This is a genomic window from Streptomyces sp. CB00455, from assembly GCF_001905445.1.
Taxonomy (GTDB): domain Bacteria; phylum Actinomycetota; class Actinomycetes; order Streptomycetales; family Streptomycetaceae; genus Streptomyces.
In genome coordinates this window covers 1-26,332 of the sequence record NZ_LIVQ01000003.1, presented here as the reverse complement: position 1 = coordinate 26,332, position 26,332 = coordinate 1, and the positions used below count along the sequence as shown (strand labels likewise).

Here is a 26,332-nt window from a genome sequence, read left to right as displayed (position 1 = left end):
CTCCACCACCCGATCGACCGCCGGACGCTCCCGGTCCGGACTCCCTCCACGGTACGCCGCCCCGAAGGCGGCGGGCAGAGCGGGTGCCCCCGAACGGGCCCGTCCGGCATGCGCCCTTCCCCCACCCGTCCGACACTGGCCGGACATGCGCACAGCGCGCCGTGAGGAGGCGACATGCATTGGTTGTGGGCGATCATCGTCGGTCTGGTGCTGGGTCTGATCGCCCGGGTGATCCTCCCGGGCAAGCAGCACCAGCCCCTGTGGCTGACCGTGATCTTCGGCATCATCGGCGGTGTCCTCGGCAATGCCGTCGCGACCTGGATCGGTGTCAACGACACCAAGGGCATCGACTGGATCCGGCACCTGCTGCAGCTCGCCGGAGCGGTCGTGCTCGTCGGACTCGGCGACATGGCCTACATGGCCGTGCGGGGCAACAGGCGAACGGTCTGACGGGCCCGGCGGGGGCGCCCCCGGCCGGGGCGCCGGCCGGAGGCCGCGCGGCATGGCGAAGGGGCCGGTGCGGACGCGTTCGTCCGCACCGGCCCCCGCGTCGATGCGTGGCGGGTCAGCCGGTGACCTCGACCGCCGCCAGGTTCTTCTTGCCCCGGCGCAGCACCAGCCAGCGGCCGTGCAGCAGGTCCTCCGCGGCCGGGACCGCGTCCTCGGCGGTGACCTTCACGTTGTTCACGTAGGCCCCGCCCTCCTTGACGGTCCGCCGGGCGGCCGACTTGCTGGCGACCAGGCCGGTCTCCGCCAGCAGGTCCACGACCGGGCCGAGCTCGGCCACCCGCGCGTGCGGCAGTTCGGACAGGGCCGCGGCCAGCGTGGCCCCGTCCAGGTCCGCCAGCTCGCCCTGGCCGAAGAGCGCCTTCGACGCGGCCATCACGGCGGCGCACTGGTCGGCGCCGTGCACCAGGGTCGTCAGCTCCTGCGCCAGCGCCCGCTGCGCGGCGCGCGCCTGCGGCCGTTCGGCGGTCTGCGCCTCCAGCGCCTCCAGCTCCTCACGGCTCTGGAAGGACAGGATCCGCATGTAGGTGGAGATGTCCCGGTCGTCCACGTTCAGCCAGAACTGGTAGAACGCGTACGGCGTGGTCATCTCCGGGTCCAGCCAGACGGCCCCGCCCTCGGTCTTGCCGAACTTGGTGCCGTCCGCCTTGACCATCAGCGGCGTCGCCATCGCGTGCACGACCGCGTCCGGCTCGACCCGGTGGATCAGGTCGAGGCCGGCGGTCAGGTTGCCCCACTGGTCGGAGCCGCCCTGCTGGAGCACGCAGCCGTGGCGCCGGTAGAGCTCCAGGAAGTCCATGCCCTGGAGCAGCTGGTAGCTGAACTCGGTGTAGCTGATGCCCTGGTCGGACTCCAGCCGCTTGGCAACGGAGTCCTTCGTCAGCATCTTGTTGACGCGGAAGTGCTTGCCGATGTCCCGCAGGAACTCGATGGCGGACATGCCCGCCGTCCAGTCCAGGTTGTTCACCAGGACCGCCGCGTTCTCGCCCTCGAAGGTGAGGAACGGCTCGATCTGGGAGCGCAGCCGGCTCACCCACTCCGCGATGACCGCCGGGTCGTTCAGGGTCCGCTCGGCGGTCGGGCGCGGGTCGCCGATCTGCCCGGTGGCCCCGCCGACCAGCGCGAGCGGCCGGTTCCCGGCCAGCTGGAGCCGGCGCATGGTGAGCACCTGCACCAGGTGCCCGACGTGCAGCGAGGCCGCGGTCGGGTCGTAGCCGCAATAGAACGTGACAGGACCGTCCGCGAACGCCTTGCGCAGCGCTTCTTCGTCGGTGGACTGGGCGAAGAGCCCGCGCCACTTCAGTTCGTCGACGATGTCCGTCACGGTTCTCTCGACTCCTTTGGTACGGATGAATGCAGGGCTCAGTCTAGGTGGGTCAGACCCCCTTGCTGACCGAGCTCATGTTGAAGTCCGGGATGCGCAGCGCCGGCATCGCGGCCCGGGTGAACCAGTCGCCCCACTCGCGCGGCAGGGTCTTCTCGGTCCGGCCCGCCTCCGAGGCCCGCGACAGCAGGTCCACGGGGGACTCGTTGAACCGGAAGTTGTTGACCTCGCCGACGACCTGGCCGCCCTCCACCAGGTACACGCCGTCCCGGGTCAGGCCCGTGAGCAGCAGGGTGGCCGGATCGACCTCGCGGATGTACCACAGGCAGGTCAGCAGCAGGCCCCTCTCGGTGCCCGCCACCATCTCCTCCAGCGACTTGTCGCCGCCCCCCTCCAGGAGCAGGTTGCCGAAGGCGGGGGAGAGCGGCAGTCCGGTCAGCGCGGCGCTGTGCCGGGTCGTCGTCAGCCGCGCCAGCTCACCGTCCTTGATCCATTCGGTCGCGGGGACCGGCAGGCCGTTGTCGAAGACGGACGCGTCGTCCCCGGAGCTGTGCGCGATCACGAACGGGGCGGACTCCAGGCCCGGCGCGTCCGGGTCGCTGCGCAGGGTCAGCGGGAGCGCGGACAGCCGCTCGCCGACCCGGGTGCCGCCCCCCGGCTTGGAGAAGACCGTACGGCCCTCCACCGCGTCCCGGGCGCTCGCCGACCACATCTGGTAGATCAGCAGGTCCGCCACCGCGGTCGGCGGCAGCAGGGTCTCGTACCGCCCGGCGGGCAGCTCGATCCGGCGCTCCGCCCAGCCCAGCCGTACGGCCAGCTCCGCGTCCAGCACGGTCGGGTCCACGTCCTTGAAGTCCCGGGTGGCGCGGCCGGCCCAGGCCGAGCGCTGCCGGTCCGGAGACTTGGCGTTGAGCTCCAGCGTGCCCTTCGGCTGGTCGTGGCGCAGCCGCAGGCCCGTCGAGGTGCCCACGTAGGTGGAGACCAGCTCGTGCTGGGCGAAGCCGTACAGCTCCCGGCCGCCCGCCCGGGCCCGGGCGAAGGCCTCGCCGAGGGCCGGTGCGAAGTCCCCGAAGACCGCCGGGGAGGTCTCCGCCGGGGCGTCCGTGAAGTCCGGCGAGGCCGCGGTCCCCGTCACCAGCGGCCGGGCGTCCTCCGCCGGGCCCGCTCCGCGCGCGGCCGCCTCGGCCGCCCGCACCAGCGGCTCCAGGTCCGCCGCGGTGACGGCGGAGCGCGAGACGACCCCCGAGGCCGTGCCCTCCCTGCCGTCGACCGTGGCGATGACCGTGAGCGTCCGGCCGCGGGTGACGCCGTTGGTGGTGAGCGCGTTGCCCGCCCAGCGCAGGTTGGCGCTCGACTCCTCGTCGGCGATGACGACACAGCCGTCCGCGGTGGACAGCTCCAGCGCCCGCTCGACGACCTCGTGCGGCTTGCTGCGTCCGTTCGAAAGCGTGCTCATCGGCCGGCCTCCTGCGTGGTGTTCAGGATGTTGACGTCGCGGAACAGCGCGGACGGGCAGCCGTGCGAGACCGCCGCGACCTGGCCGGGCTGGGCCTTTCCGCAGTTGAAGGCGCCGCCCAGGACGTAGGTCTGCGGGCCGCCGACCTTCTCCATCGAGCCCCAGAAGTCGGTGGTCGTGGCCTGGTAGGCGACGTCGCGCAGCTGCCCGGCGAGGCGCCCGTTCTCGATGCGGAAGAACCGCTGCCCGGTGAACTGGAAGTTGTAGCGCTGCATGTCGATCGACCAGGAGCGGTCGCCGACCACGTAGATCCCGCGCTCCACCCCGCCGATGAGGTCCTCGGTGGACAGCCCGCCGGGATCCGGCCGGAGCGAGACGTTCGCCATGCGCTGGACGGGCACGTGCGCCGGGGAGTCGGCGTAGGCGCAGCCGTTGGAGCGTCCGAGACCGGTCAGCCGCGCGATCCGCCGGTCGAGCTGGTAGCCGACCAGGGTGCCGTCCTTGACCAGGTCCCAGCTCTGCGCCTCGACGCCCTCGTCGTCGAAGCCGACCGTGGCCAGCCCGTGCTCGGCGGTGCGGTCACCCGTCACGTTCATGATCGGGGAGCCGTACTTCAACGTGCCCAGCTGGTCGAAGGTGGCGAAGGAGGTCCCCGCGTACGCCGCCTCGTAGCCCAGCGCACGGTCGAGCTCGGTGGCGTGGCCGATGGACTCGTGGATGGTGAGCCACAGGTTGGAGGGGTCCACCACCAGGTCGTAGCGCCCGGCCGCCACGCTCGGCGCCCGCATCTTCTCGGCGAGCAGTCCCGGGATCTGCTCCAGCTCCGCCTGCCAGTCCCAGCCCGTGCCGGTCAGGTACTCCCATCCGCGCCCGGCGGGCGGGGCGATGGTGCGCATCGAGTCGAACTCGCCCGTGGAGGCGTCCACGGCGACCGCCGTGAGCTGCGGGTGGATGCGGACCCGCTGCTGGGTGGTCGAGGTGCCGGCCGTGTCGGCGTAGAACTTGTTCTCGTGCACGGCGAGCAGCGAGGCGTCGACGTGCGCGACCCCGTCGGCCGCCAGCAGGGAGGAACTCCAGTCGGCGAGCAGCGCCGCCTTCTCGGCGTCCGGCACCTCGAAGGGGTCCACGTCGTAGGCGGAGATCCAGGTGCGGTCCGCGTGCACCGGCTCCGCGGCGAGCTCGACCCGCTCGTCCGAACCGGCCGCCCTGATCACCTGGGCCGACAGCTTCGCCATGGCCACCGCCTGCGAGGCCACCCTGGCGGCGGCGTCCATGGTCAGGTCCACACCGGAGGCGAACCCCCAGCTGCCCCCGTGCACCACACGGACCGCGTACCCGAGGTCGGTAGTGTCGGACCCGCCGGAGGGCTTGGCGTCGCGCAGCCGCCAGGAGGCGCTGCGGATCCGCTCCAGCCGGAAGTCGGCATGGTCGGCGCCCAGGGCGCGCGCCCGGGCCAGAGCCGCGTCGGCGAGCGCGCGCAGGGGAAGCGCGGTGAAGGCCGCGTCGATGGAATGGGGCACGGAAGTCCTCCCGGGGTCGGGGCCGGTCGCCCCGATCATGTCGCGCCCCGGGGCCTCGTGCCTACATCTTTCTGTAGGGACTCGACAGAGCCCGTCCCGAGGCCCTGTCGGAGGTCGATTCTCCGTCCGAGCGCAGTGGCCTATAGGTTTTCGGTATTCAGACCGCTAGCGAAAGGGTGATCCGTTGAGCCGCTCGGTTCTCGTCACCGGAGGAAACCGGGGCATCGGCCTCGCCATCGCCCGTGCCTTCGCGGAGGCCGGAGACAAGGTCGCGATCACATACCGGTCGGGGGAGCCGCCCGAGGCGCTCACCTCGGCCGGCGTCCTGGCGGTCCGGTGCGACATCACCGACTCCGAGCAGGTGGAGCAGGCCTACAAGCAGATCGAGGACGCGCACGGCGCGGTCGAGGTGCTCGTGGCCAACGCGGGCATCACCAAGGACACGCTGCTGATGCGGATGTCCGAGGAGGATTTCAGCTCGGTCGTCGACACCAACCTCACCGGCACCTTCCGGGTCGTCAAGCGGGCGAACCGTGGCATGCTGCGTGCCAAGAAGGGCCGCGTCGTCCTGATCTCCTCGGTCGTCGGACTGCTGGGCTCGGCGGGACAGGCCAACTACGCCGCCTCCAAGGCCGCGCTGGTCGGCTTCGCCCGTTCGCTCGCCCGCGAGCTGGGCTCCCGCAACATCACCTTCAACGTGGTCGCCCCCGGTTTCGTGGACACGGACATGACGAAGGTGCTCACCGACGAGCAGCGCGCGGGCATCGTGGGCCAGGTGCCCCTCGGCCGCTACGCGCGTCCCGAGGAGATCGCGGCAGCCGTGAGCTTCCTGGCGTCCGACGACGCCGCGTACATCACCGGAGCCGTCATTCCCGTTGACGGCGGATTGGGCATGGGTCACTGATCACCATGAGCGGAATTCTCGAGGGCAAGCGCATCCTCATCACCGGGGTGCTGATGGAGTCCTCCATCGCTTTCCACACCGCCAGGCTGGCCCAGGAGCAGGGCGCCGAGGTCATCCTCACGGCGTTCCCGCGCCCGACGCTGACCGAGCGCATCGCGCGCAAGCTGCCCAAGCCGGTCAAGGTGATCGAGCTCGACGTCACGAACGACGAGCACCTGGGCCGCCTGGAGCAGCTGGTCCGTGACGAGCTCGGCGGCCTCGACGGGGTCGTGCACTCCATCGGCTTCGCCCCGCAGGACGCCCTCGGCGGCAACTTCCTGAACACGCCGTTCGAGTCGGTCGCCACCGCCATGCACGTCTCGGCGTTCTCCCTGAAGTCGCTGACCATGGCCTGCAAGCCGCTGTTCCCGCAGGAGGGCGCGGCCGTGGTCGGCCTCACCTTCGACGCGCAGTTCGCCTGGCCGCAGTACGACTGGATGGGCCCGGCCAAGGCCGCCCTGGAGGCCACCAGCCGTTACCTGGCCCGTGACCTGGGCAAGGAGAACATCCGCTGCAACCTGGTCTCGGCCGGTCCGATCGGCTCCATGGCCGCGAAGTCCATCCCCGGCTTCTCGGAGCTGGCGGACGTCTGGAACTCGCGCTCCATGCTGGAGTGGGACATGAACGACCCGGAGCCCGCGGGCCGGGGCGTCGTGGCCCTGCTCTCGGACTGGTTCCCGAAGACCACGGGCGAGATCGTCCACGTGGACGGCGGCCTGCACGCCATGGGCGCCTGACGGGCTCCTGCCTCCGTACGGCGGCGGCCGCGCCTTCCTTTCCGGGAGGGGCGGCCGCCGCCGTTTTCGCGTGTCCCGGCCGGTCCTCGGTGCCCACCTCGATCGGATGTTCGCCCTCCGACCGGATCTTCCCGAGTCGAAAACCACGACAGATGCCTGCAAACTGACCGAGCCGGGATCTGCCCGGCTCCTGCGGGGAGGAGGTACGGGAGTGCGTGCCAGGCCGAGCCGAGCGGTATCTCTGCTGTTCACCTCGCTGATCCTCACCGGGCTCCTGGGCCCGGGCGCGGTCGCGCAGACTTCCGGCAGCGAGCCGGAGCCGGGGCCCGAAGCGGCCGCGCCGGCCGTCGTGGACCTCGCGGAGATCGCCGCCGAGCCACCCGTACAGCCCGCCCGGCCCGCCCCGCGTGACCTATTCGGCGCCGACTGCGACACCGAGATCTCCGGCTCGCAGGTGACGGCGTACTGCCACAACGGCTACCCGGAGACCGACCTGGTGCGGCTGCACGTCGAGTGCGACCGCTGGTGGGACGTGGACGGGGACGGCGCCGCCGTGGCCGTGGACCCGGCGGGCAGTGTCGACCTCGTCGCCCGCTGCTGGAAGGAAGTCCGCTCGGCCTGGGTCAGCCACCAGCGCCGGTGACCGCAGCCCCGGCGCCGGAGTCCTTGCCGAGGCAGGCGAAGGGATAGCCGGCCGCCTCCGAGGCGGCCGCATCCGCGTCCCCCCGGCGGATCGCCTCGATCAGCCGCGCGTGGTCGAGGTGGGCCGAGGGCAGCAGCTCGGTGCCGACGTCCGCCCGCAGCCAGTCCGCCACCAGATCGCCGAGGTCCGCGTACAGCTCGATCAGCACCTCGTTGTGCGACGCCGTCACCACCGCCATGTGCAGGCTCACGTCCGCCGCGACGAAACGCTCCGCGTCCCCGCCGGCCCAGGCCTCCTCGCGCCGCGCCAGCAGCGCCTCGAGCTGTACGAGGTCCCGCCCGGTCCGCCGCTCCGCCGCCAGGCGGGCCGCCGAGGACTCCAGCATCGACCGCAACTCGGCGATGTGCCTGGGATCGGCGCCGGCGAACCGGCGGTGCATCACCCCGGCCAGCTCACTGGTGGCGATCACGTACGTGCCCGACCCCTGCCGGATGTCGAGGAGCCCGTTGTGCGCCAGCGCCCGGACGGCCTCGCGCACCGTGTTGCGGGCGACGCCGAGCAGCTCCACCAGCTCGGGCTCGGTGGGGACGCGGGATCCGACGGGCCACTCGCCGGAGGTGATCTGGTTCCGCAGCTGGGCGATCACCTGATCGACGAGGGCGGAGCGCCGGGGCGAGGTCAGCGGCATGGGTTCCTCTCGAGAGCAACTGGACAGCCAATCATCCCATGATTCTATGATGGTTCAATGTCCGACGAAGAAATCCAGACCCTCAACCGCCCGCAGGTCGTGCGCCCCGCTTCCGGCCGGCCCCTTCCCGCCCCCGCCCACGTCGCCCCCACGTGGCTCGGTCCGGTGCTCATCGTCGGAATCGTGCTGGCCGCCCTCAACCTGCGACCCGCCATCACCAGCCTCGGCGCCCTCTTCGAGGAGACCCGCACGGGCCTCGGCATGAGCGGCACCGTCGCCGGACTGATCACCTCCGTCCCCGCCCTCTGCTTCGCCGTCTTCGGCGTCACCGCGCCCCGCCTCTCCCGCCGCTTCGGACCGGCCGCCGTCGTCTGCGCCGGCATGGCCGCCGTCGCCGCGGGCCTGCTCATCCGGCCCTTCGCGAACAGCGCCGCCGGTTTCCTCGCCGCCAGCGCCCTGTCCCTGGCCGGCATAGCCCTGACCAACGTCCTGCTCCCGGTGATCGTCAAGCGCTGGTTCCCGGACCGGGTCGGCACCATGACCGGCCTCTACTCCATGGCCCTGGCCGCCGGCACCTCGCTCGCGGCCGCCGCGACCGTCCCGCTGACCGGCGCCCTCGGGGGCAGCTGGCGCACCGGCCTGCTGATCTGGGGCGGGCTCGCCCTGGTCGCCGTACTGCCCTGGCTCCCCATAGCCCGCGCCTCCCGGCGCGCGGCACGGGCCGAGACCGCGCAGGCCGCCGGCGGGGGCGCCGGGCGGGCCGACACCGGGCCCGCCGTCCTCCGCAGCCGCACCGCCTGGGCCCTGGCCGGCTACTTCGGCCTCCAGGCCACCGGCGCCTACATCACCATGGGCTGGCTCCCGCAGATCTTCCGTGACGCCGGGGTCTCCGCCTCCACCGCCGGGGTCCTGCTCGCCGTCACCATGGTCATGGGCGTCCCGCTCGCCTTCGTCATCCCGGGCCTGGCCGGCCGGATGAAGAACCAGGGAGCCATCGCCGCCACGCTCGGCCTCTTCGGCTTCGCCGGCTATCTCGGGCTCTACCTGGCTCCCGCCGCCGGCGCCTGGGCCTGGGCGCTCATGCTCGGCGTCTCCAACTGCGCCTTCCCCCTCGTCATCACCCTCATCGGGCTGCGCGCCAAGTCCCAGGTCGGCGTGGTCAGGCTCTCCGCCTTCGCCCAGAGCGCCGGCTACCTCATCTCCATCCCGGGCCCCCTGCTCATCGGCACGCTCTACCAGCACAGCCGGGGGCACCTCCCGGCGGCAGCCGGGGGAGCCTGGGACCTGCCGCTGGCCCTGATGGCCGCACTGCTCGTCCCGCAGATCGCCCTGGGCGTCCTGGCCGGCAGGGACCGCACGATCGAGGACGAATGCGGCATGCGAGACTGACCGGCATGTCGCCCGTACTTGAACCGAACCCCCAGAACGGCCACAGGAAGCTCGGCCTCGTGCTCGGCGCGATGCTTGCCGTCAGCGTGATCATCGCCGTGATCGCCACGATCGCCTCCCCGTGACGTAAGGGTTGGTAGGGGTAACCCCACCAACCCCCAGGGGGGAAGGGTCAGGGTGAAATGGGGTGCGCCCCGGATGGGACCCTCCGTGTCGGATCCGTAGGTTCGACACAGCGAGCAGCCAGTCCCGTCAGCACCCCGGAGGCGGCCATGTCGGCCCCCACGCACCCCCGCACCCTTCCGCCCGGCACCCTGCCGTCCGTCCGGCACCTGACCGGGCCCCGGCACGAGACGTCCACCGGGCACGAGACCCGTACGGGGCATGACGCCCGGACCCGGCTGACCGGCGGCGGTGCCCGGCACGGCGCCGACGCCCGCCTGCACTGGTGGGCGCTGGCCCTGCCCGCGCTCGCCTTCGCCCTCCTCCTGCTCCTCCTGGCGGGATCCGGGCAGGCCCAGGCCGCCCCCGCGGAGCCCTCGGGGCTCGTCCACGTCACCCAGCAGCTCCTGCGCGCCGTCAGCTGATCCCGCGCCCGCGGCGCGTCCCACCTGCGGGTGCGGGCCCCCCAACACCCTGCGCCCCGTACCCCGTTTCGTGGGAAGCTGGGAGTCATGAGCGCCGACACACCCCGCAGGATCGCCCTCCTCCGGCACGCCAAGGCCGACTGGCCCGAGGTGGCCGACCACGACCGCCCGCTGGCGGACCGAGGCCGCAAGGACGCGCCGGCCGTCGGTCTGAAGCTCGCCGAAACCGGCATCGCCTTCGACCTGGCCCTCTGCTCCACAGCCGCCCGCACCCGTGAGACCTGGAAGCTCGCCGTCCAGGCAATGCCGCACCGGCCGAAGACCTCGTACGAGGAACGGCTCTACGACGCGTCGCCGGGAGAGCTCATCGCCCTGCTGAACGAGACCCCCGAAGAGGTCTGCGACCTCCTCGTCATCGGCCACAACCCCGGCATGCACGCCCTGGCCGACGCCCTCTCCGGGCGCGCCGAGGGCGACACCCTGGCCCGCATGAGCCGTACCGGCTTCCCCACCGCGGCCCTCGCCGTCGTCTCCTTCACCGGCACCTGGAAGTCCCTGGAGCACGGCGTGGGCACGCTGACCGACTTCTGGACCCCCAAGGAGCACTGACCCGGGGCGACCCCCGAGCCGATCAGCCGCAACCGGCTGACGACCCGCTCGCGACCTGGCCCCGGCGGGCCCCACACGGCCGCCGGGGCCCCTGCGCGCCCTCCCGCCACGGGCACGGCCGCGCGCCCCGCGCGACGCCGCCGGTCAGGCCAGGTCCGCAGCCTCGATCTCCTCGCGGGTGATCCCCAGCAGGTACAGCACCGCGTCGAGGAAGGGCACGTTCACCGCGGTGTGCGCGGCCTCGCGGACCACCGGCTTGGCGTTGAAGGCCACGCCGAGCCCGGCCGCGTTCAGCATGTCCAGGTCGTTGGCGCCGTCGCCGATGGCCACCGTCTGGGACAGCGGTACGTCGGCCTCCGCGGCGAAGCGGCGCAGCAGCCGGGCCTTGCCCGCCCGGTCGACGATCTCGCCGGTCACCCGGCCGGTCAGCTTCCCCTCGACGATCTCCAGAGTGTTGGCGGCGGCGAAGTCCAGCCCCAGCCGCTCGCGCAGGTCGTCGGTGACCTGGGTGAAGCCGCCGGAGACCACTCCGACCTGGTAGCCGAGCCGCTTGAGCGTGCGGATCAGGGTCCGGGCGCCGGGGGTCAGCTGCACCTCGGCGCGGACCTTGTCCACGACGGAGGCGTCCAGGCCCGCCAGCAGGGCCACGCGGGCGTGCAGCGACTGCTCGAAGTCCAGCTCGCCGCGCATGGCCCGTTCGGTGACCTCGGCGACCTCGGCCTCGCAGCCGGCGTGCGCGGCGAAGAGCTCGATGACCTCGTCCTGGATCAGCGTCGAGTCCACGTCCATGACCACCAGGCGCTGGGCCCGGCGGTGCAGGCCGGACGCCACGACGGCCACGTCCACGCCGATGTGCTTGGCGGCGGTGGCCAGCGCGGTGCGCAGCGGCTCGGTCTCGGTGCCGGAGACGGCGAACTCCACCGCCGTCACCGGGTACTTGGCAAGCCGGAAGATGCGGTCGATGTTGCCGCCGGTCGCGGTGATCCTGGCCGCTATGGCGGCCGTGGACTCGGCGGTCAGCGGGTGCCCGAGCACGGTGACGTGGGAGCGGCCGCTGCCGCGCGGCCGGTTGTCGCCGGTGCCGGAGAGGATTTCCGCCTGCAGCTTCAGCGAGTCGGCCCAGCTGTGGACGGTGGCCCGCAGCTCGCCCTCGGAGGCGCCGACCGGCTGGGTGACCAGGGCGCACAGGACGATGCGGCCACGGGTGACGACCTGCTCGATGTCGACCACGTCGACGGAGTAGGCGGCGAGGGTGTCGAACAGCCCGGCGGTGATCCCGGGACGGTCCTTGCCGAAGATCTTGACGAGGAGGGTGGGGATGTCGGAGGTCTGCGATGCGCTCATGGTGTTATCACCGTATCCGCCCGCCCTGCGGGACAGGACCCCCGTCCCACCTCTTGAACGTCCGGCGGTCTCCTTCCGCCCGGCCCCGGCCCGCCGGACGGCCCGCCGCAGGGGGCGGAGACGGCCCGGGCAGAAGCACGCGGCGGCCCCGCGATCCGCGTCCGGGCGGGTAGGCCAACCAGGGTGCGGCCCCGCGCTCCCGCGGTTCAGGCCGACCGCATCCGCGGCGGTCCGTCCCTGGCGTGGGACGCGGCGGACGTGGTGGACGTCATGGACGCGGCGGGCGTCATGGACGCGGGGGACCGGGGTGGCGAGAAGTCCCCTATCGCACTCTCCGGGGGGCTTTCGACCCCGCCGAAGGGCCGTCGCGAGGGTCCCGGCCCCGCCCGGATTCCACATGTGGCCCCGGGCCTGAAATAGTTCCCCCGGATGTTCGCCATCCCTAGACTCCCTGACGTCATGGGGGATTCTCGGGGGACCATAAGTGGGGCTGGAGTGCCGGAACTCGTACTGGAATTGAACGGAAGGACCTGGACGCTTGATCCGTCCAGGTCGTACTCACTGGGGCGTGATCCCCAGGGAGATGTGGTGATCGACGACGCCCGTGTGTCGTGGCGTCACGCCACCATCAGCTGGAACGGCCGTGGTTGGGGAATCGAGGACCACGGCAGCACCAACGGCACCTATGTGCACGGGGCTCGGGTGCAGCATGCCGAGCTCGTGCCCGGCACGCCGGTCCACCTGGGCAACGCCACGGACGGTCCGCGGCTGAACCCCGTCGCCGCCGCGGCGCCCCAGCCGGCCGTGGCTCAGCAGGCACAGCAGGCCCCTGCGTACGCACAGCCGCAGGCCCCGGCCTACCAGGCCCAGCAGCAGCAGCCGCCGCAGCAGGGCTGGGAGCAGCAGCACGCGCAGCACCAGCAGCCGCAGGCGTACCTCCCGCACCAGTCGGGCGGCGGCCCCGCCGCGTCCCGCCCGGCGCCGGACGCCGCCCACCAGCACGGGGGTGACCGCAGCCCGACGACGTTCCACCAGCTCTCGCTGGGCCACGTCATGCGGATCGGCCGTGCGCTGGAGAACGAGCTGGTCGTCTCCGACCTCCAGGTCTCCCGCCACCACGCCGAGTTCCGCTCGATGCCCGGCGGCCGCTTCGAGATCCACGACCTCGGCAGCCACAACGGCACCTACGTCAACGGCCAGCCGCTGGCCAAGTCCGGCACCGCGCTGCTCGGGCCGAACGACATCGTCGGCGTCGGCCACTCGACCTTCCGGATCGTCGGCGACCGGCTGGAGGAGTTCGTCGACACCGGCGAGGTCTCCTTCTCGGCCCGCCACCTCACGGTCACGGTCGACGGCGGCAAGCAGATCCTCAAGGACGTCACCTTCGGCGTCCCGGAGAAGTCGCTGATCGGCGTCATCGGCCCGTCCGGCTCCGGAAAGTCGACCCTGCTCAAGGCGCTGACCGGCTACCGGCCCGCCGACCAGGGCGACGTCCTCTACGACAACCGCAACCTGTACAAGCAGTTCGCGGAGCTCCGCCAGCGCATCGGCCTGGTCCCGCAGGACGACATCCTGCACAAGGAGCTGACCGTCCGCACCGCCCTGAAGTACGCGGCCAAGCTGCGCTTCCCGGGCGACACCGCCGACTCCGAGCGCGCCGCCCGCATCGACGAGGTGCTGCGCGAGCTCAAGCTCGACATCCACAAGGACAAGAAGATCACCTCGCTCTCGGGCGGTCAGCGCAAGCGCGTGTCCGTGGCCCTGGAGCTCCTCACCAAGCCCTCGCTGATCTTCCTGGACGAGCCGACCTCCGGCCTCGACCCGGGCATGGACCGCGACGTCATGCAGCTGCTGCGCGGCCTCGCCGACGACGGCCGCACCGTCCTCGTCGTCACCCACTCGGTCGCCGAGCTGGCCATCTGCGACAAGCTGCTGGTCATGGCCCCGGGCGGTTCGGTCGCGTACTTCGGTCCGCCGGACGAGGCGCTGAACTTCTTCGGCTACACCACCTGGGCGGACGTCTTCTCGGCCTTCGAGAACTACCGCGACTACGACTGGGCCGGCCGCTGGAAGGGCTCGCAGCACTACCAGCTGTACGCCGCCGACATCGACTCGGTCGCCCCGCAGTCCGTCGCGATGCCCCCCGCCCAGCAGATGCGGCCGCCGAAGCCGCAGGGCTGGGGATCCCAGCTCTTCACGCTGATCCGGCGCTACGTCTCGGTGATCGCCTCCGACCGCGGCTTCCTCGGCCTGATGCTGATCCTGCCGGCCGTCCTCGGCGTGGTCTCCACGGTCATCCCGGCCACCTTCGGCCTCGCGCCGCCGACGCCCCCGTCGCAGTTCAACGGCGACGCCGGCACGATCATGCTGATCCTCTGCGTCGGCATGTGCTTCTCCGGCGCCGCGAATTCGGTCCGCGAGCTGATCAAGGAACGGGTCATCTACGAGCGGGAGCGCGCCACCGGCCTGTCCCGGTCGGCGTACCTGATGTCGAAGGTGATCGTCCTCGGCGTCATCACGGCCATCCAGGGCGTGGTCATCTGCGGGATCGGCTTCTTCCCGCGCGACCTGCCCACGGACGGGCTGCTGATGCCCCCGGCCGTCGAGCTGTGCCTGTCGGTCACCGCGCTCGGCTTCACGTCGATGATGTTCGGGCTGGTCATCTCCTCGCTGGTGAAGACCGCCGAGAAGACCATGCCGCTGCTCGTCATGTTCGCGATCGTCCAGGTCGTCTTCACCGGCATCCTCTTCCAGGTCTACGACTCCCCGGGCCTGGAGCAGTTCGCCTGGCTGATGCCGTCCCGCTGGGCCGTCGCCGCCGCAGGCACCACGCTGAACCTCGGCAAGCTCATGCCCCCGTGGGACCGCGACAACCCGACCAACACCGACCCGCTCTGGGACGCCACGGTCGGCCAGTGGAGCCTGGACATCGCCGTGCTGCTGCTCCTCGGCATCGCCTGCGGGTTCGCGGTCCAGCACCTCCTGCGCCGTCACGAGCCCGAGGTCATGCGCGCCGGCAAGTAGTCGCGGGCTCCGTACGCCCCACCGCACGAAACGCCTCAGGGCGGCACCCGGATCGCGGGTGCCGCCCTGAGGCGCATGGGGGCTTGGGTACGCCGGTGGCCTAGTAGGCGCTGTTGACGTTGTCCATCGAGCCGTACCGGTCGGCGGCGTAGTTGCACGCGGCGACGATGTTGGCGACGGGGTCGTACAGGTCGAACTTGGTGCCCTTGACGTGGTACGTCGCGAAGGTGGGCGCAATGACCTGGAGCAGGCCCTTGCTGGGGATGCCGTTCTGGGCGTTGATGTCCCAGTTGTTGATGGCGCGGGGGTTGCCGCTCGACTCACGCATGACGTTGCGGTGGATACCGGCGTAGGTGCCCGGGATCCCCTCGCGCTTCATGATGAAGAGCGCTTCCTTGATCCAGCCGTCCAGGTTGTTCGCGAAGACGGGGGTGCGGGCGGCGGAACGGCTCGCGGCCGTCTTCGCGTCGCGGTCCTTCTTCGCGGCGGCCGCGGCCTTGGCCTTGGCCTTCGCCGCGGCGTCCGCCGCCGCCTTGGCGGCGACGGCCTGCTGCGCGGAGAGGTGCTGCTGTACGGCCTTCGCCTGGACACCGTCGACGGCCTGGGTCCAGGCGACGGGGGCGGCGGAGACGAGCGTGTCGCCCTCGGCGGCGCCGGCCGGGACGAGGGAGAAGGCGAGCGCGGCGGCGCCAAGGGTGGCGACACCGGCAACGGACAGCTTGTGTGCCTTCGTCAGACGACTGTGACCGGGAGTGCTGGAAGCAGACATGGCGGGGCAACCTCTTCGAATCGCGGGAGCCGCAGGAGAGCGCCGCGGGATCTGGGATCCGCGGCGCTGTGCGACGGGAGCAATTCTTAGCGGTGGCAAAAACGCCTGGCAACGGTGTGACGTACGATCCCGCTTAGTGGATCAGGGGCGGCGGCGCGGGCCCGAGCGCGGGACCCGGCGCTAGGCGCGCCCGTGCTGACGGAGCCTTTACCTGTCCACTAGGGAGCTTCGTAAGTGATGTGGGTCCTATGCGCGGGCTCACATCGGGCGGGTAACAATCTGACCGTCCGTTGCGGAAGCAACGCACCGGGTCACCGGTCTCGTCATCGGGTGCGGGCGGGCGCCGCCGGGGCGGTCCCCGCGGGCGGAGCCGGTCCTGCCCACCCCGTCCCGCGTACCCGGGACGCGCGGTCCTACACCCCGGCGGCCGCCCCCGTCGCTCGCCGCCTCGTCGTCGCCGCCGCCCCGTCGGTCGCGCGCTGCCGGCCGGCCCGGGCCACGCGCCGGCCGGAAAGACCGAGGCGGAATGTCCCTTATATACAGCCCCTCTTTCCGCGCCCCCACAGCCCCCACAACCCGCGGCGCCCCCGGCGCCCCCGGCCCCCCGCGCCGCACCCCACGCATCGACCACCGCATCGGCCGCCGGACCCACCCCCCGGGGTCCGACAGACCTACGCCCCCGGCCCGATCCCGCAGGTCGCGGCCGCGAGTACGGTGAGGCCCATGACCGGTAGCCCCCCGCACGGCGGACCGCCCCGCGGCCTCGCCGCCGTGAGCACCGCACTGCTCGCGATGAGCCGCCGCCTGGAGGTCCGCGACGTCCTGCGCACGATCGTGGTGTCCGCCCGCGACCTCCTCGACGCCGAGTACGCGGCCCTGGGCGTCCCCGACGATCACGGCGGCTTCGCCCAGTTCGTCGTCGACGGCATCAGCCCCGAGCAGTGGCGCCGCATCGGGCCGCTGCCCCGCCAGCACGGCATCCTCGCCGCGATGCTCCACCAGGACGACCCCCAGCGCCTCGACGACGTACGCGAGGACCCGCGCTTCGGGGGCTGGCCGGCCGCCCACCCCGAGATGTCCGACTTCCTCGGCCTGCCCGTCAGGGACGGCGAGGAGACCCTCGGGGTCCTCTTCCTCGCGAACAAGCGCCGTGCCCCCGGCCGCGAGCACGGTTTCACCGACGAGGACGAGGAACTCCTCTCCCTCCTCGCCCAGCACGCCGCGATCGCCCTCACCAACGCCCGGCTCTACGAGCGCAGCCGCGAGCTCACCATCGCCGAGGAACGCTCGCGCCTCGCCCACGAGCTCCACGACGCCGTCAGTCAGAAGCTCTTCTCCCTCCGCCTCACCGCCCAGGCCGCGACCGCCCTCGTCGACCGCGACCCGGCCCGGGCCAAGGAGGAGCTCCACCAGGTCGCCGCCCTGGCCGCCGAGGCCGCCGACGAGCTGCGCGCCGCCGTGACCGAGCTGCGCCCGGCCGCCCTGGACGAGGACGGCCTGGCCGCCACCCTGCGCACGCAGGTCCACGTGCTCGACCGGGCCCACACCGCCCGGGTCACCTTCACCTGCGACGGCGTACGGGCCCTGCCCGCGACGCAGGAGGAAGCACTCCTGCGGGTCGCCCAGGAGGCCCTCCACAACGCCTTGCGCCACTCGGGGGCCGACCGGGTCGAGGTCACCCTGGCCCGGGCCCCGGGCGGGGGAGCGGGGGCGGTGCTCAAGGTCGTCGACTCCGGCAGCGGCTTCGACCCCCACGCGGTCCGCAGCGCAGGCCGCCATCTGGGCCTGGTCTCCATGCGCGACCGCGCGAGCGGAGTCGGAGGCCGGCTCACCGTGCACTCGGAGCCCGGCAGGGGCACCGCGATCGAGATGGAGGTCCCCGGTGGCTGACCACGACCCGAGCCGGATCCGCGTCCTGCTGGTCGACGACCACCAGGTGGTCCGCCGCGGGCTGCGCACCTTCCTGGAGGTCCAGGACGACATCGAGGTCGTCGGCGAGGCGTCCGACGGAGAGGAGGGCGTGGCCCGTGCCGAGGAGCTGCGGCCCGACGTGATCCTCATGGACGTCAAGATGCCGGGCACCGACGGCATCGAGGCACTGCGCAGGCTGCGCGAGCTGGCGAACCCGGCGCGGGTGCTGATCGTCACCAGTTTCACCGAGCAGCGCACCGCGGTCCCCGCCCTGCGGGCCGGGGCGGCGGGGTACGTCTACAAGGACATCGACCCCGACGCCCTGGCCGGTGCCATCCGCTCCGTGCGTGCCGGGCACGTCCTCCTCCAGCCGGAGGTGGCGCAGGCCCTGCTCTCGCAGGAGGCCCAGAGCTCCGCCGCGGGCCGTCCGGGTTCGCTGACCGACCGGGAGCGGGAGGTCCTCGGCCTCATCGCGGACGGGCGCTCCAACCGGGAGATCGCCCGCGCCCTCGTCCTGTCCGAGAAGACGGTCAAGACCCACGTCTCGAACATCCTGATGAAACTGGACCTCTCCGACCGGACCCAGGCCGCGTTGTGGGCGGTCAGGCACGGAATCGGGGAGTGATCGGACCGGCTCCGTCCGGTGTGAGATTCATACGGTCGGGTGTATGTAGCCCACATGGCGTATCCGGGAGGGGGGGCCAGGCGTTCTCCATGGCGTGCCGCGACGGCTGGTCGCGGCAGACGCACTGGAGGACGAGAACGTGAAGAACTTCAAGAAGGCCGCAGCCGTCACCATGGTCGCGGGCGGTCTCCTCGCCGCCGGCGCCGGTGTCTCCTCGGCGCACGGCGGCGCGCAGGCGCAGGGCGAGGCCCTGAGCTCGCCCGGCGTGGCCTCCGGCAATCTGGTCCAGGTCCCCGTGAACGTCCCCGTGAACGTGGTCGGCAACGCGGTCACCGTGGTCGGCCTGCTGAACGGCGCCTTCGGGAACGCCGGCGTCACCGCCTGACGCACCCGCGCCCTGTTCCGCACCCCGGGGGCCGGGCCGGATCTCCTCCGCCGCCCCCTGACCCTCACGCGACAGGGCCACCCACACCCCCGGCCCCGCTTCCCCCTCTCCCCGGGAAGCGGGACCCGGCCACACCCCGGCCCGCCCAGCCACGCCTGAAGCCCCGGCGCCCCCCGAACAGCGCCACCAGGGCCGGAGCCCCCGCTCGGAAACCCAGCCCGAAAACCCCGCCCGGGGCATACCCCGCCGGTGGGCGCGCACCTGCGCCTCCCGTCCGCCCCCGGAGGGACCCCGGGGTCAGTTCCGCTCCCGCTCCTCCACCGCCGCGTTGTAGGCCGCGACCAGCGCTCGCCGTGCCACCCGCTCCACCGGCCGCAGGGCCTCGGTCCGCGCCGCCATCTCCGAAGCCGCGACGGCGCCCCCGGGGCCGTTCTCGTACGCCAGCGACACCAGCAGGTCCACCCGCTGCGCCAGCGCCAGCACCCGCACCGCCCGCGGCGGGTACCCCGGCGCCAGCACCTCCCGGCCCGCCTCCGCCCGCGCCCGGTACGCCGACAGCGCAGCCTCCGCAACCGGCCCGGAACCCGCCACGTCCAGGCGCGTCAGCACAGCGGTCGCCTCGCGCAGCGCCTCCGCCAGCTCCCGCTCCGCCTCGCCCAGCGACGGCACGTCCGCCGGGGGAGCCTCCCGCACCGGCAGACAGTGCCACACCACCGCCACGTGCACGTCCCCCGCCGGCCCGGCCTCGACCACCTCCGGCACCAGCCCCAGCGCCGCGCCCACCGCGACCACCGCCTCCTCGGCGTCCAGCGCCCGCGCGTTGAATTCCGCCGGTCCGCTCAGCCCCAGCGGGTGCCCCGGCGCGGGCAGCGCCACCCGCAGCCCGGTCACCCCCAGCCCCCGCATCCGGCCCAGCGCCAGCGTGAGCCCCACCGGACCCCCTTCCCCGGGCAGCCCCGCCACCCGGTGCACGGCGTCCTCGCCCACGATCGACGTCGCGGCCTCGTCGGGCGAGACCAGACCGGCCAGCAGTGCGTTCCCCCAGGCGGCCAGGCGCCCTGAACGTGGTTCGAAAAGCATCCCCCAACTCTACGGACCCACCCCCCGGCCCGGCCCCGGCCCCGGCCCCCTCTCCGAGTGGCGTAGGTTTTCCCCTGGGGCTGCGCCTGCCGGCGCACACAGAACCGTGACTGCAAGGGGTGACAACACGCTCATGAGCGATGTTCTGGAGCTGGTGGACGTATCCGTGGTCCGCGAGGGCCGGGCTCTGGTGGACCAGGTCTCCTGGTCGGTGAAGGAGGGGGAGCGCTGGGTGATCCTCGGCCCCAACGGCGCCGGCAAGACCACCCTGCTGAACCTCGCCTCCAGCTACCTCTTCCCGACCAAGGGCGCCGCCACCATCCTCGGCAGCACCCTCGGCAAGGTGGACGTCTTCGAGCTGCGCCCCCGCATCGGCATCGCCGGTATCGCGATGGCCGACAAGCTGCCCAAGCGGCAGACCGTCCTGCAGACCGTCCTCACCGCCGCCTACGGGATGACGGCGACCTGGCAGGAGGAGTACGAGGACATCGACGAGCAGCGCGCCCGCGCGTTCCTCGACCGCCTCGGCATGACGGACTACCTCGACCGGAAGTTCGGCACCCTCTCCGAGGGCGAACGCAAGCGCACCCTGATCGCCCGCGCCCTGATGACCGACCCCGAGCTGCTGCTCCTCGACGAGCCCGCCGCCGGCCTGGACCTCGGCGGCCGCGAAGACCTCGTACGCCGCCTCGGCCGCCTCGCCCGCGACCCGCTCGCCCCCTCCATGGTCATGGTCACGCACCACGTCGAGGAGATCGCTCCCGGCTTCACCCACGTCCTGATGATCCGCCAGGGCAAGGTCGTCACCGCGGGCCCCATCGACCTCGAACTGACCTCCCGCAACCTCTCCCGCTGCTTCGGCCTCCCCCTGGTCGTCGAGCGCAACGACAGCGACCGCTGGACCGCCCAGGGCCTCCCCCTGCGCTAGTACGCCCCTTCGCACCCTGTCCCGACCGCGCCCGCCCGACCTACCATGACCACGTGGACATCGACGCATGGGTGTGGTGGCTCATCGGCGCGGTCGGACTGGGCATCCCCCTCGTCCTCACCGCCATGCCGGAGTTCGGCATGTTCGCCGTCGGAGCGGTGGCGGCGGCCGTCACCGCCGCCCTCGGCGGGGGAGCGGTGGCGCAGGTCCTGGTCTTCGTCGTCGTGTCGGTCGCGCTCATCGCCGTCGTACGGCCGATCGCGAACCGGCACCGCGACCAGCGGCCGCAACACCGCACCGGAATAGACGCGTTGAAGGGCAGGAGCGCCGTCGTCCTCGAACGCGTCGACTCCGGCGGCGGCCGGATCAAGCTCGCCGGCGAGATCTGGTCGGCGCGCACCCTCGACGCGGACACCAGCTTCGAACCCGGTCAGTCCGTGGACGTCGTCGAGATCGACGGGGCGACCGCCGTCGTCATGTGACAAGCAGCCGACTCGCGGCCCCCGGGTCTGCAAGACTCCGCTCAACGGGGCAGCACAGACAGCCGGAAGGGCACGGGGGAACCGCATGCAACCGATCATCATCGTCCTGATCATTCTGGTGGTTCTGGTCTTCATCGCACTGGTCAAGACGATCCAGGTGATCCCGCAGGCCAGCGCCGCCATCGTCGAACGTTTCGGCCGCTACACCCGCACCCTCAACGCGGGCCTCAACATCGTCGTCCCGTTCATCGACTCCATCCGCAACCGGATCGACCTGCGCGAACAGGTCGTGCCGTTCCCGCCGCAGCCGGTCATCACCCAGGACAACCTGGTCGTCAACATCGACACCGTCATCTACTACCAGGTGACCGACGCCCGCGCCGCGACCTACGAAGTGGCCAGCTACATCCAGGCCATCGAGCAGCTCACCGTCACCACGCTCCGCAACATCATCGGCGGCATGGACCTGGAGCGCACCCTCACCTCCCGCGAGGAGATCAACGCGGCACTGCGCGGAGTCCTCGACGAGGCCACCGGCAAGTGGGGCATCCGCGTCAACCGCGTCGAGCTCAAGGCCATCGAGCCGCCGACCTCCATCCAGGACTCGATGGAGAAGCAGATGCGCGCCGACCGCGACAAGCGCGCCTCGATCCTGCAGGCCGAGGGTGTCCGCCAGTCCGAGATCCTGCGCGCCGAAGGCGAGAAGCAGTCCTCCATCCTGCGCGCCGAGGGTGACGCCAAGGCCGCCGCCCTGCGCGCCGAGGGCGAAGCCCAGGCCATCCGCACCGTGTTCGAGTCCATCCACGCCGGCGACGCCGACCAGAAGCTCCTCGCCTACCAGTACCTCCAGATGCTCCCGAAGCTCGCCGAAGGCGACGCCAACAAGCTCTGGATCGTGCCGAGCGAGATCGGCGACGCGCTCAAGGGGCTCTCCGGCGCCATGGGCAACTTCGGCCCCATGGGCGCCGGATCCGGCTTCAACCCGCAGGACACCGGCAAGGACAACGGCACCACGGTGAACGGCAGTGGAAACGGCACCGGCAACGGAAACGGCCACGGGAACCCCGGCGGCAAGACCGGCCCCGACCGCCGCGAACAGCCCCCCATCGACTGAACCCGCCCTCCCCTCCTGCATGATCAGTGGGACCCCTCGACCTTCATGGCGGGGAGGCGACCCACTCATGCAAAGGGGATGGCGCAGTCCATGTCTGTGCTCTCGATGTCTCTCTGGGAATCCCTCGCGGTCTTCGCCGCCGGTATCGGCGCCGGCACCATCAACACCATCGTCGGCTCCGGCACCCTGATCACCTTCCCGGTGCTGCTCGCCACCGGACTGCCCCCGGTCACCGCCAACGTCTCCAACACCCTCGGCCTGGTGCCCGGTTCCATCAGCGGGGCCATCGGCTACCGCAAGGAGCTCCAGGGCCAGCGCGCCCGCATCCTGCGGCTCGGCGCCGTGTCCCTCATCGGCGGATTCGCGGGCGCCGTCCTGCTCCTCACCCTGCCGTCCGACTCCTTCGACACGATCGTGCCCGTCCTCATCGCGGTCGCCCTCGTCCTCGTCGTCCTCCAGCCCCGGCTCGCCGCCGCCCTGCGCCGCCGCCAGGACAGCGCGGAAGGCCCCGTCGGCCATCCGGACGGCGGCCCCGCCCTCCTGACCGGCATGCTGCTGTCCAGCGCGTACGGAGGCTACTTCGGGGCAGCCCAGGGCGTGCTCTACGTCGGCCTCATGGGCCTGCTGCTCCGCGATGACCTCCAGCGCATCAACGCCGCGAAGAACGTCATCGCCGCCATGGTGAACGGCATCGCCGCCGTCGTCTTCCTCTTCGTCGCGGAGTTCGACTGGACGGCCGTCGTCCTCATCGCCGTGGGCTCCACCATCGGCGGACAGATCGGTGCCAAGATCGGCCGGCGCCTGTCGCCGACCGCCCTGCGCGCCGTCATCGTGACGGTCGGCCTCATCGCCATCGTCCAGTTGCTGGTCCGCTGAGCGACGTAGCACGGGTACGCCGCCCAGCGCGCCGGCCCGCGCCGCAGGCGGGGCACACGACCCACGGGGGCTATGCGGAGCGCTCCAGCCACTGCGGCAGCGCCTCGCGCCCGGCCACCCCCAGGGCGAGCAGCATGGCATCGGCCGGAGACGGCACGAAGGGCTTCCGCAGGAGCGGCATCCCCGCCTCCTCCGGAGTCCGGGCCGCCTTGCGGTGGTTGTCCTCCGCACAGGAGGCCACCGTGTTCAGCCAGGTGTCCCCGCCCCCCTGGGCCCGCGGCAGTACGTGGTCCACGGTCGTCGCGCGCTTGCCGCAGTAGGCGCACCGGTGCTGGTCCCGGACCAGCACCCCCCTGCGCGACCAGGGAGCATGTCTTCGGAAGGGCACCCGCACGTACCGGCAGAGCCGGATCACCCGGGGCATCGGCAGCTCCATGGTGGCGGCGCGCACACGCAGCTCGGGATGTGACTGTTCGACGACGGCCTTGTCCTGGAGCACCAGGACCACGGCCCGGTTCAGCGTCACCGTCGACAGCGGCTCGAAGCTCGCATTCAGCACCAGCGTGTCCCGCATCTCGCCCACCTCCCGTGTGCAGGCCCGCGACCTCCCTGGCGGCAGGGCCCGCGACCACTCTGGCCGCGCGGGCCACGCGGGACAACGCAATAAAAATGCCCGGTCCAGGCCGTCTTTAGACCAGGACCGGGCAAACGCACGGGGAACTGTCAGCCCGCCGGCGCCTCGTACTCGCCGATGAGCTGAGCACGCCCGAGCGTGTGGAAGCGCAGATTGAACCCGACCACCGCCGCAGACGCCTCCGCGCCGGGGCCGAGCGTCTCCTGGTCCACCGCGTACACGGTGAACACGTACCGGTGCCGCTCCCCGGCCGGCGGAGCCGCTCCGCCGAAGTCTCTGGTGCCGTAGTCGTTGCGCGCGTGCACCGCCTCGGCGGGCAGCCCCTCGAACTTCCCGCTGCCCGCCCCGGCCGGCAGCTCGGTGACCGAGACCGGCAGGTCGAAGAGCACCCAGTGCCAAAAGCCACTGCCCGTGGGCGCGTCCGGATCGAAGCACGTCACGGCGAAGCTCTTCGTCCCCTGCGGGAACCCCTCTCACCGAAGCTGCGGCGAGAGGTCCCCGCCCGACTTGACCTGCGCCTCACCGAGGTCGGCACCCGGAGCCAGATCCGTACTGGTCACGGTGAAGACGTCCACCTCGGGGTGGAAGTCGTGCGGAAGAGGCGGCCTGCTCTGCTCGGTCACTGCTGACCCTCCTGGTCGGGTACCGGATCGGAACACGTGTCCCGGCCACGAGCCTAGGAGGCTAGAGCCAGTTGCGCTGGGAACCCACCGAGGCGATCCACTGGTTCAGGTACGCCGCCCAGTCCGTGTCCTGGTAGGACTGCAGACCCACCTGGAAGCAGCGGTAGGTGTCGCTCCCCTCGCTGAACAGCCCCGGCTTCTTGTCCATCTCCAGGACGACGTCCATCTCCCGGCCGTCCGAGACGAAGGTCAGCTCCACCTGGTTCAGCCCCCGGTACTGCGACGGCGGCACGAACTCGATCTCCTGGTAGAACGGCAGCGTCTGCCGCGTCCCGCGGATGTGCCCGCGCTCCATGTCCGCACTGCGGAAGGAGAAGCCCAGCTGCCGGAACGCGTCGAGGATCGCCTGCTGCGCCGGCACCGGGTGCACGTTGATCGGGTCGAGGTCGCCCGCGTCCACCGCTCGCGCGATCTCCAGCTCGGTGCTGACCCCGATGTTCATCCCGTGCAGGTGCCGGCCACCGAAGTGGGTGACCGGGGTCTCCCAGGGGATCTCCAGCCCGAAGGGCACCACGTGCAGCGCGCCGGCCTGCACCTGGAAGGCACCGCCGAGACGCTGCTTGGTGAAGACGACGTCCTGCTTGTACTCCTGGTCACCGCCCTCGACCTCGACCCGCGCCTGGAGCCCGACGGACAGCCCTTCGATCTGCTGCTCCACGGACCCGCCCTGGATCCGGACCTCACCCTGGACGATCCCGCCGGGCACGACGTTCGGCTCGGTGATGATCGTGTCCACCGAAGCACCACCGGCACCCAGGCTCGCGAACAGCTTCCTGAACCCCATGCTCAAACTCCCCTGATAAGGATCTGCGGATCTGCGACTACCCCTTACAAACGCGGAACCTCAGGCCCCGGTTGCAAGCACGCGCGTTCCAGTACGCTCGACCGGATGAGCGCGCGACCCGACCGTACGCCCCTGGCCCGGTCCTTCTTCGACCGCCCGGTCCTGACCGTGGCCCCCGACCTCCTCGGACGCACCCTGGTGCGCAACACTCCCGAGGGCCCCATCGAACTGCGCATCACGGAGGTCGAGGCGTACGAGGGTGAGTCGGACCCGGGCTCCCACGCCTTCCGCGGCCGTACCGCACGCAACGCGTCCATGTTCGGCCCGCCCGGACACGCGTACGTCTACTTCATCTACGGCATGTGGTTCAGCCTCAACCTGGTGTGCGGCCCGGACGGGCACGCCGGCGGTGTCCTGATACGGGCGGGCGAGATCACGGTGGGCGCTGACCTGGCCGCCAAACGGCGGCTTTCCGCCAAACATCCGCGAGAACTGGCCAAGGGTCCGGCGCGGCTGGCCACGGCCCTGGACGTGGACCGCTCCCTCGACGGCGCCGACCTCTGCGCCGACCCGCCCTCCCCGCTGTCCGTCCTGGCCGGCACCGCGACCCCGGCCGACCTGGTCAGCAGCGGTCCGCGCACCGGAGTCGGCGGAGACGGCGCCACCCACCCCTATCGCTTCTGGCTCACCGACGACCCGACGGTGAGCCCGTACCGCGCCCATGCGCCACGCCGCCGCTCAACTTGACTCGACCTCGCCGGACGCCTAACGTAGTCCGAGCCGCGTGAACGGGGCCACTGCCATCAGCAGACCCTGGAGCGGCCAACCCACTACCTACGACTTACCCCTGGCGGGGTTCTATTCGGCATTCCCGAATTCCCGGCCGGCAGCTCGATTATGAGCAGCACGGGTAAAGCGCTAACGTAGCGGAGCGCCGAAAGGCACAGGCCTTCCAACGGCCGCCGAATTCAAATCCAAGCCAAACGGCACGGAAATGATCTGGTAGGTTGGAACCGCCGGAAAGGGAAAGCGCGAAAGCGCAGGACCTGGAAAGCACCGAGGAAATCGGGCCCGAAAGAGTCTGATAGAGTCGGAAACGCAAGACAGCAGAACAGAACGAAGCCCGGAGGAAAGCCCCAGTAGTGATACTGCGGTGAGTACAAAGGAAGCGTCCGTTCCTTGAGAACTCAACAGCGTGCCAAAAATCAACGCCAAAAGTTGATACCCCGTCCATTTCGGTGGATGAGGTTCCTTTGAAAAAGACCTGTAGGGCTCCGGTTTCGGGGTGCT

At 71.6% G+C, this 26,332-nt stretch carries 26 protein-coding genes and 1 pseudogene; 17 read left to right on the top strand and 10 right to left on the bottom strand.

The genetic code is table 11. The features are described from left to right. Positions 1 to 174: 174 nt before the first annotated feature. Positions 175 to 450 carry a GlsB/YeaQ/YmgE family stress response membrane protein gene (locus AMK16_RS12725; protein ID WP_073913821.1) on the top strand — a complete coding sequence of 92 codons (276 nt, stop codon included), beginning with the start codon at positions 175 to 177 and terminating at the stop codon, positions 448 to 450. Between the two features lie 115 nt (positions 451 to 565). Here the strand turns inward: AMK16_RS12725 and tyrS are convergent, their stop codons facing one another. Genes tyrS through AMK16_RS12710 form a run of 3 tightly spaced genes read right to left on the bottom strand, consistent with a single transcriptional unit; the run spans position 566 to position 4,846 of the window. Next, positions 566 to 1,831 carry a tyrosine--tRNA ligase gene (tyrS, locus tag AMK16_RS12720; RefSeq protein WP_073913818.1) on the bottom strand — a complete coding sequence of 422 codons (1,266 nt, stop codon included), beginning with the start codon at positions 1,829 to 1,831 and terminating at the stop codon, positions 566 to 568. 52 nt (positions 1,832 to 1,883) lie between these two features. Next, positions 1,884 to 3,287 (bottom strand): metallopeptidase TldD-related protein, encoded by a 1,404-nt coding sequence (locus AMK16_RS12715; RefSeq protein WP_073913815.1) that lies wholly within the window; start codon positions 3,285 to 3,287, stop codon positions 1,884 to 1,886. Then, the gene (locus AMK16_RS12710; RefSeq protein ID WP_443333559.1) at positions 3,284 to 4,846 is read right to left on the bottom strand and encodes a TldD/PmbA family protein; all 1,563 of its coding nucleotides are present in this window, start codon (positions 4,844 to 4,846) and stop codon (positions 3,284 to 3,286) included. The genes AMK16_RS12715 and AMK16_RS12710 overlap by 4 nt, the downstream gene beginning before the upstream one ends. Positions 4,847 to 4,991: 145 nt before the next feature. On the opposite strand from AMK16_RS12710, the gene fabG reads away from it, so the two are divergent. From fabG to AMK16_RS12695, 3 genes are all read left to right on the top strand, one after another. After that, positions 4,992 to 5,711, top strand: coding sequence for a 3-oxoacyl-[acyl-carrier-protein] reductase (gene fabG / locus AMK16_RS12705; RefSeq protein WP_073913812.1), 720 nt, complete (start codon positions 4,992 to 4,994; stop codon positions 5,709 to 5,711). 5 nt (positions 5,712 to 5,716) lie between these two features. Further along, complete coding sequence (gene fabI, locus AMK16_RS12700) at positions 5,717 to 6,487, top strand: enoyl-ACP reductase FabI (protein ID WP_073913809.1); 771 nt, start codon at positions 5,717 to 5,719, stop codon at positions 6,485 to 6,487. A 211-nt stretch (positions 6,488 to 6,698) separates the two neighbouring features. Continuing rightward, complete coding sequence (locus AMK16_RS12695; RefSeq protein WP_073913806.1) at positions 6,699 to 7,130, top strand: hypothetical protein; 432 nt, start codon at positions 6,699 to 6,701, stop codon at positions 7,128 to 7,130. On the opposite strand, the gene AMK16_RS12690 is transcribed toward AMK16_RS12695, so the two are convergent. Further along, positions 7,111 to 7,818 carry a FadR/GntR family transcriptional regulator gene (locus tag AMK16_RS12690; RefSeq protein WP_073913802.1) on the bottom strand — a complete coding sequence of 236 codons (708 nt, stop codon included), beginning with the start codon at positions 7,816 to 7,818 and terminating at the stop codon, positions 7,111 to 7,113. The genes AMK16_RS12695 and AMK16_RS12690 overlap by 20 nt on opposite strands. A gap of 57 nt (positions 7,819 to 7,875) precedes the next feature. Between AMK16_RS12690 and AMK16_RS12685 the strand changes: the two genes are divergently transcribed. The 4 genes from AMK16_RS12685 (at position 7,876) to AMK16_RS12675 (ending at position 10,403) form a co-directional block, all read left to right on the top strand. After that, on the top strand, positions 7,876 to 9,207 hold the full coding sequence (locus AMK16_RS12685) for a CynX/NimT family MFS transporter (protein WP_073913799.1): 1,332 nt from the start codon (positions 7,876 to 7,878) through the stop codon (positions 9,205 to 9,207). A gap of 5 nt (positions 9,208 to 9,212) precedes the next feature. Continuing rightward, positions 9,213 to 9,332 carry an SGM_5486 family transporter-associated protein gene (locus AMK16_RS38085; protein ID WP_274535359.1) on the top strand — a complete coding sequence of 40 codons (120 nt, stop codon included), beginning with the start codon at positions 9,213 to 9,215 and terminating at the stop codon, positions 9,330 to 9,332. Positions 9,333 to 9,479: 147 nt separating this feature from the next. Continuing rightward, the gene (locus AMK16_RS38510) at positions 9,480 to 9,794 is read left to right on the top strand and encodes a hypothetical protein (RefSeq protein ID WP_443333558.1); all 315 of its coding nucleotides are present in this window, start codon (positions 9,480 to 9,482) and stop codon (positions 9,792 to 9,794) included. An 87-nt stretch (positions 9,795 to 9,881) separates the two neighbouring features. Next, positions 9,882 to 10,403: a SixA phosphatase family protein gene (locus tag AMK16_RS12675; RefSeq protein WP_073913796.1), complete on the top strand. Its 522-nt coding sequence runs from the start codon at positions 9,882 to 9,884 to the stop codon at positions 10,401 to 10,403. 144 nt (positions 10,404 to 10,547) lie between these two features. Here the strand turns inward: AMK16_RS12675 and serB are convergent, their stop codons facing one another. Continuing rightward, positions 10,548 to 11,747, bottom strand: coding sequence for a phosphoserine phosphatase SerB (gene serB / locus AMK16_RS12670; protein ID WP_073913795.1), 1,200 nt, complete (start codon positions 11,745 to 11,747; stop codon positions 10,548 to 10,550). A 459-nt stretch (positions 11,748 to 12,206) separates the two neighbouring features. On the opposite strand from serB, the gene AMK16_RS12665 reads away from it, so the two are divergent. Next, positions 12,207 to 14,771, top strand: a complete 2,565-nt coding sequence (locus AMK16_RS12665; RefSeq protein WP_199885433.1) for an ABC transporter ATP-binding protein/permease — start codon at positions 12,207 to 12,209, stop codon at positions 14,769 to 14,771. Positions 14,772 to 14,871: 100 nt separating this feature from the next. Here the strand turns inward: AMK16_RS12665 and AMK16_RS12660 are convergent, their stop codons facing one another. Further along, positions 14,872 to 15,540, bottom strand: a complete 669-nt coding sequence (locus AMK16_RS12660; RefSeq protein ID WP_073913789.1) for a transglycosylase SLT domain-containing protein — start codon at positions 15,538 to 15,540, stop codon at positions 14,872 to 14,874. A 723-nt stretch (positions 15,541 to 16,263) separates the two neighbouring features. On the opposite strand from AMK16_RS12660, the gene AMK16_RS12655 reads away from it, so the two are divergent. From AMK16_RS12655 to AMK16_RS12645, 3 genes are all read left to right on the top strand, one after another. Further along, on the top strand, positions 16,264 to 17,430 hold the full coding sequence (locus AMK16_RS12655; RefSeq protein WP_073913786.1) for a GAF domain-containing sensor histidine kinase: 1,167 nt from the start codon (positions 16,264 to 16,266) through the stop codon (positions 17,428 to 17,430). After that, the gene (locus AMK16_RS12650; protein WP_073913783.1) at positions 17,423 to 18,076 is read left to right on the top strand and encodes a response regulator; all 654 of its coding nucleotides are present in this window, start codon (positions 17,423 to 17,425) and stop codon (positions 18,074 to 18,076) included. The genes AMK16_RS12655 and AMK16_RS12650 overlap by 8 nt, the downstream gene beginning before the upstream one ends. 139 nt (positions 18,077 to 18,215) lie before the next feature. After that, a complete protein-coding gene (locus tag AMK16_RS12645; RefSeq protein ID WP_073915818.1) occupies positions 18,216 to 18,461 on the top strand; it encodes a chaplin family protein in 246 nt (81 codons plus the stop codon). A gap of 297 nt (positions 18,462 to 18,758) precedes the next feature. Here the strand turns inward: AMK16_RS12645 and AMK16_RS12640 are convergent, their stop codons facing one another. Beyond that, positions 18,759 to 19,541, bottom strand: a complete 783-nt coding sequence (locus tag AMK16_RS12640; protein WP_073913780.1) for a hypothetical protein — start codon at positions 19,539 to 19,541, stop codon at positions 18,759 to 18,761. Positions 19,542 to 19,674: 133 nt separating this feature from the next. On the opposite strand from AMK16_RS12640, the gene AMK16_RS12635 reads away from it, so the two are divergent. The 4 genes from AMK16_RS12635 (at position 19,675) to AMK16_RS12620 (ending at position 22,941) form a co-directional block, all read left to right on the top strand. Continuing rightward, complete coding sequence (locus tag AMK16_RS12635; protein ID WP_073913777.1) at positions 19,675 to 20,469, top strand: ABC transporter ATP-binding protein; 795 nt, start codon at positions 19,675 to 19,677, stop codon at positions 20,467 to 20,469. A gap of 53 nt (positions 20,470 to 20,522) precedes the next feature. Next, entirely contained in the window at positions 20,523 to 20,951 is a 429-nt protein-coding gene (locus AMK16_RS12630; protein WP_073913774.1) for an NfeD family protein, read from the top strand. Positions 20,952 to 21,036: 85 nt separating this feature from the next. Next, complete coding sequence (locus AMK16_RS12625; protein WP_073913771.1) at positions 21,037 to 22,065, top strand: SPFH domain-containing protein; 1,029 nt, start codon at positions 21,037 to 21,039, stop codon at positions 22,063 to 22,065. Between the two features lie 105 nt (positions 22,066 to 22,170). Next, positions 22,171 to 22,941, top strand: a complete 771-nt coding sequence (locus AMK16_RS12620) for a sulfite exporter TauE/SafE family protein (RefSeq protein WP_073915815.1) — start codon at positions 22,171 to 22,173, stop codon at positions 22,939 to 22,941. A 70-nt stretch (positions 22,942 to 23,011) separates the two neighbouring features. Here the strand turns inward: AMK16_RS12620 and AMK16_RS12615 are convergent, their stop codons facing one another. The 3 genes and pseudogenes from AMK16_RS12615 to AMK16_RS12605 all read right to left on the bottom strand — a co-directional run bounded on the left by AMK16_RS12615 (position 23,012) and on the right by AMK16_RS12605 (position 25,042). Continuing rightward, on the bottom strand, positions 23,012 to 23,515 hold the full coding sequence (locus tag AMK16_RS12615; protein WP_073915811.1) for an HNH endonuclease: 504 nt from the start codon (positions 23,513 to 23,515) through the stop codon (positions 23,012 to 23,014). A 149-nt stretch (positions 23,516 to 23,664) separates the two neighbouring features. Next, positions 23,665 to 24,198: pseudogene (locus AMK16_RS12610) on the bottom strand (YbhB/YbcL family Raf kinase inhibitor-like protein). A gap of 61 nt (positions 24,199 to 24,259) precedes the next feature. Then, positions 24,260 to 25,042 carry a sporulation protein gene (locus AMK16_RS12605; RefSeq protein ID WP_073913768.1) on the bottom strand — a complete coding sequence of 261 codons (783 nt, stop codon included), beginning with the start codon at positions 25,040 to 25,042 and terminating at the stop codon, positions 24,260 to 24,262. 105 nt (positions 25,043 to 25,147) lie between these two features. On the opposite strand from AMK16_RS12605, the gene AMK16_RS12600 reads away from it, so the two are divergent. Then, on the top strand, positions 25,148 to 25,789 hold the full coding sequence (locus tag AMK16_RS12600) for a DNA-3-methyladenine glycosylase (RefSeq protein WP_073913765.1): 642 nt from the start codon (positions 25,148 to 25,150) through the stop codon (positions 25,787 to 25,789). Positions 25,790 to 26,332 lie beyond the last annotated feature (543 nt).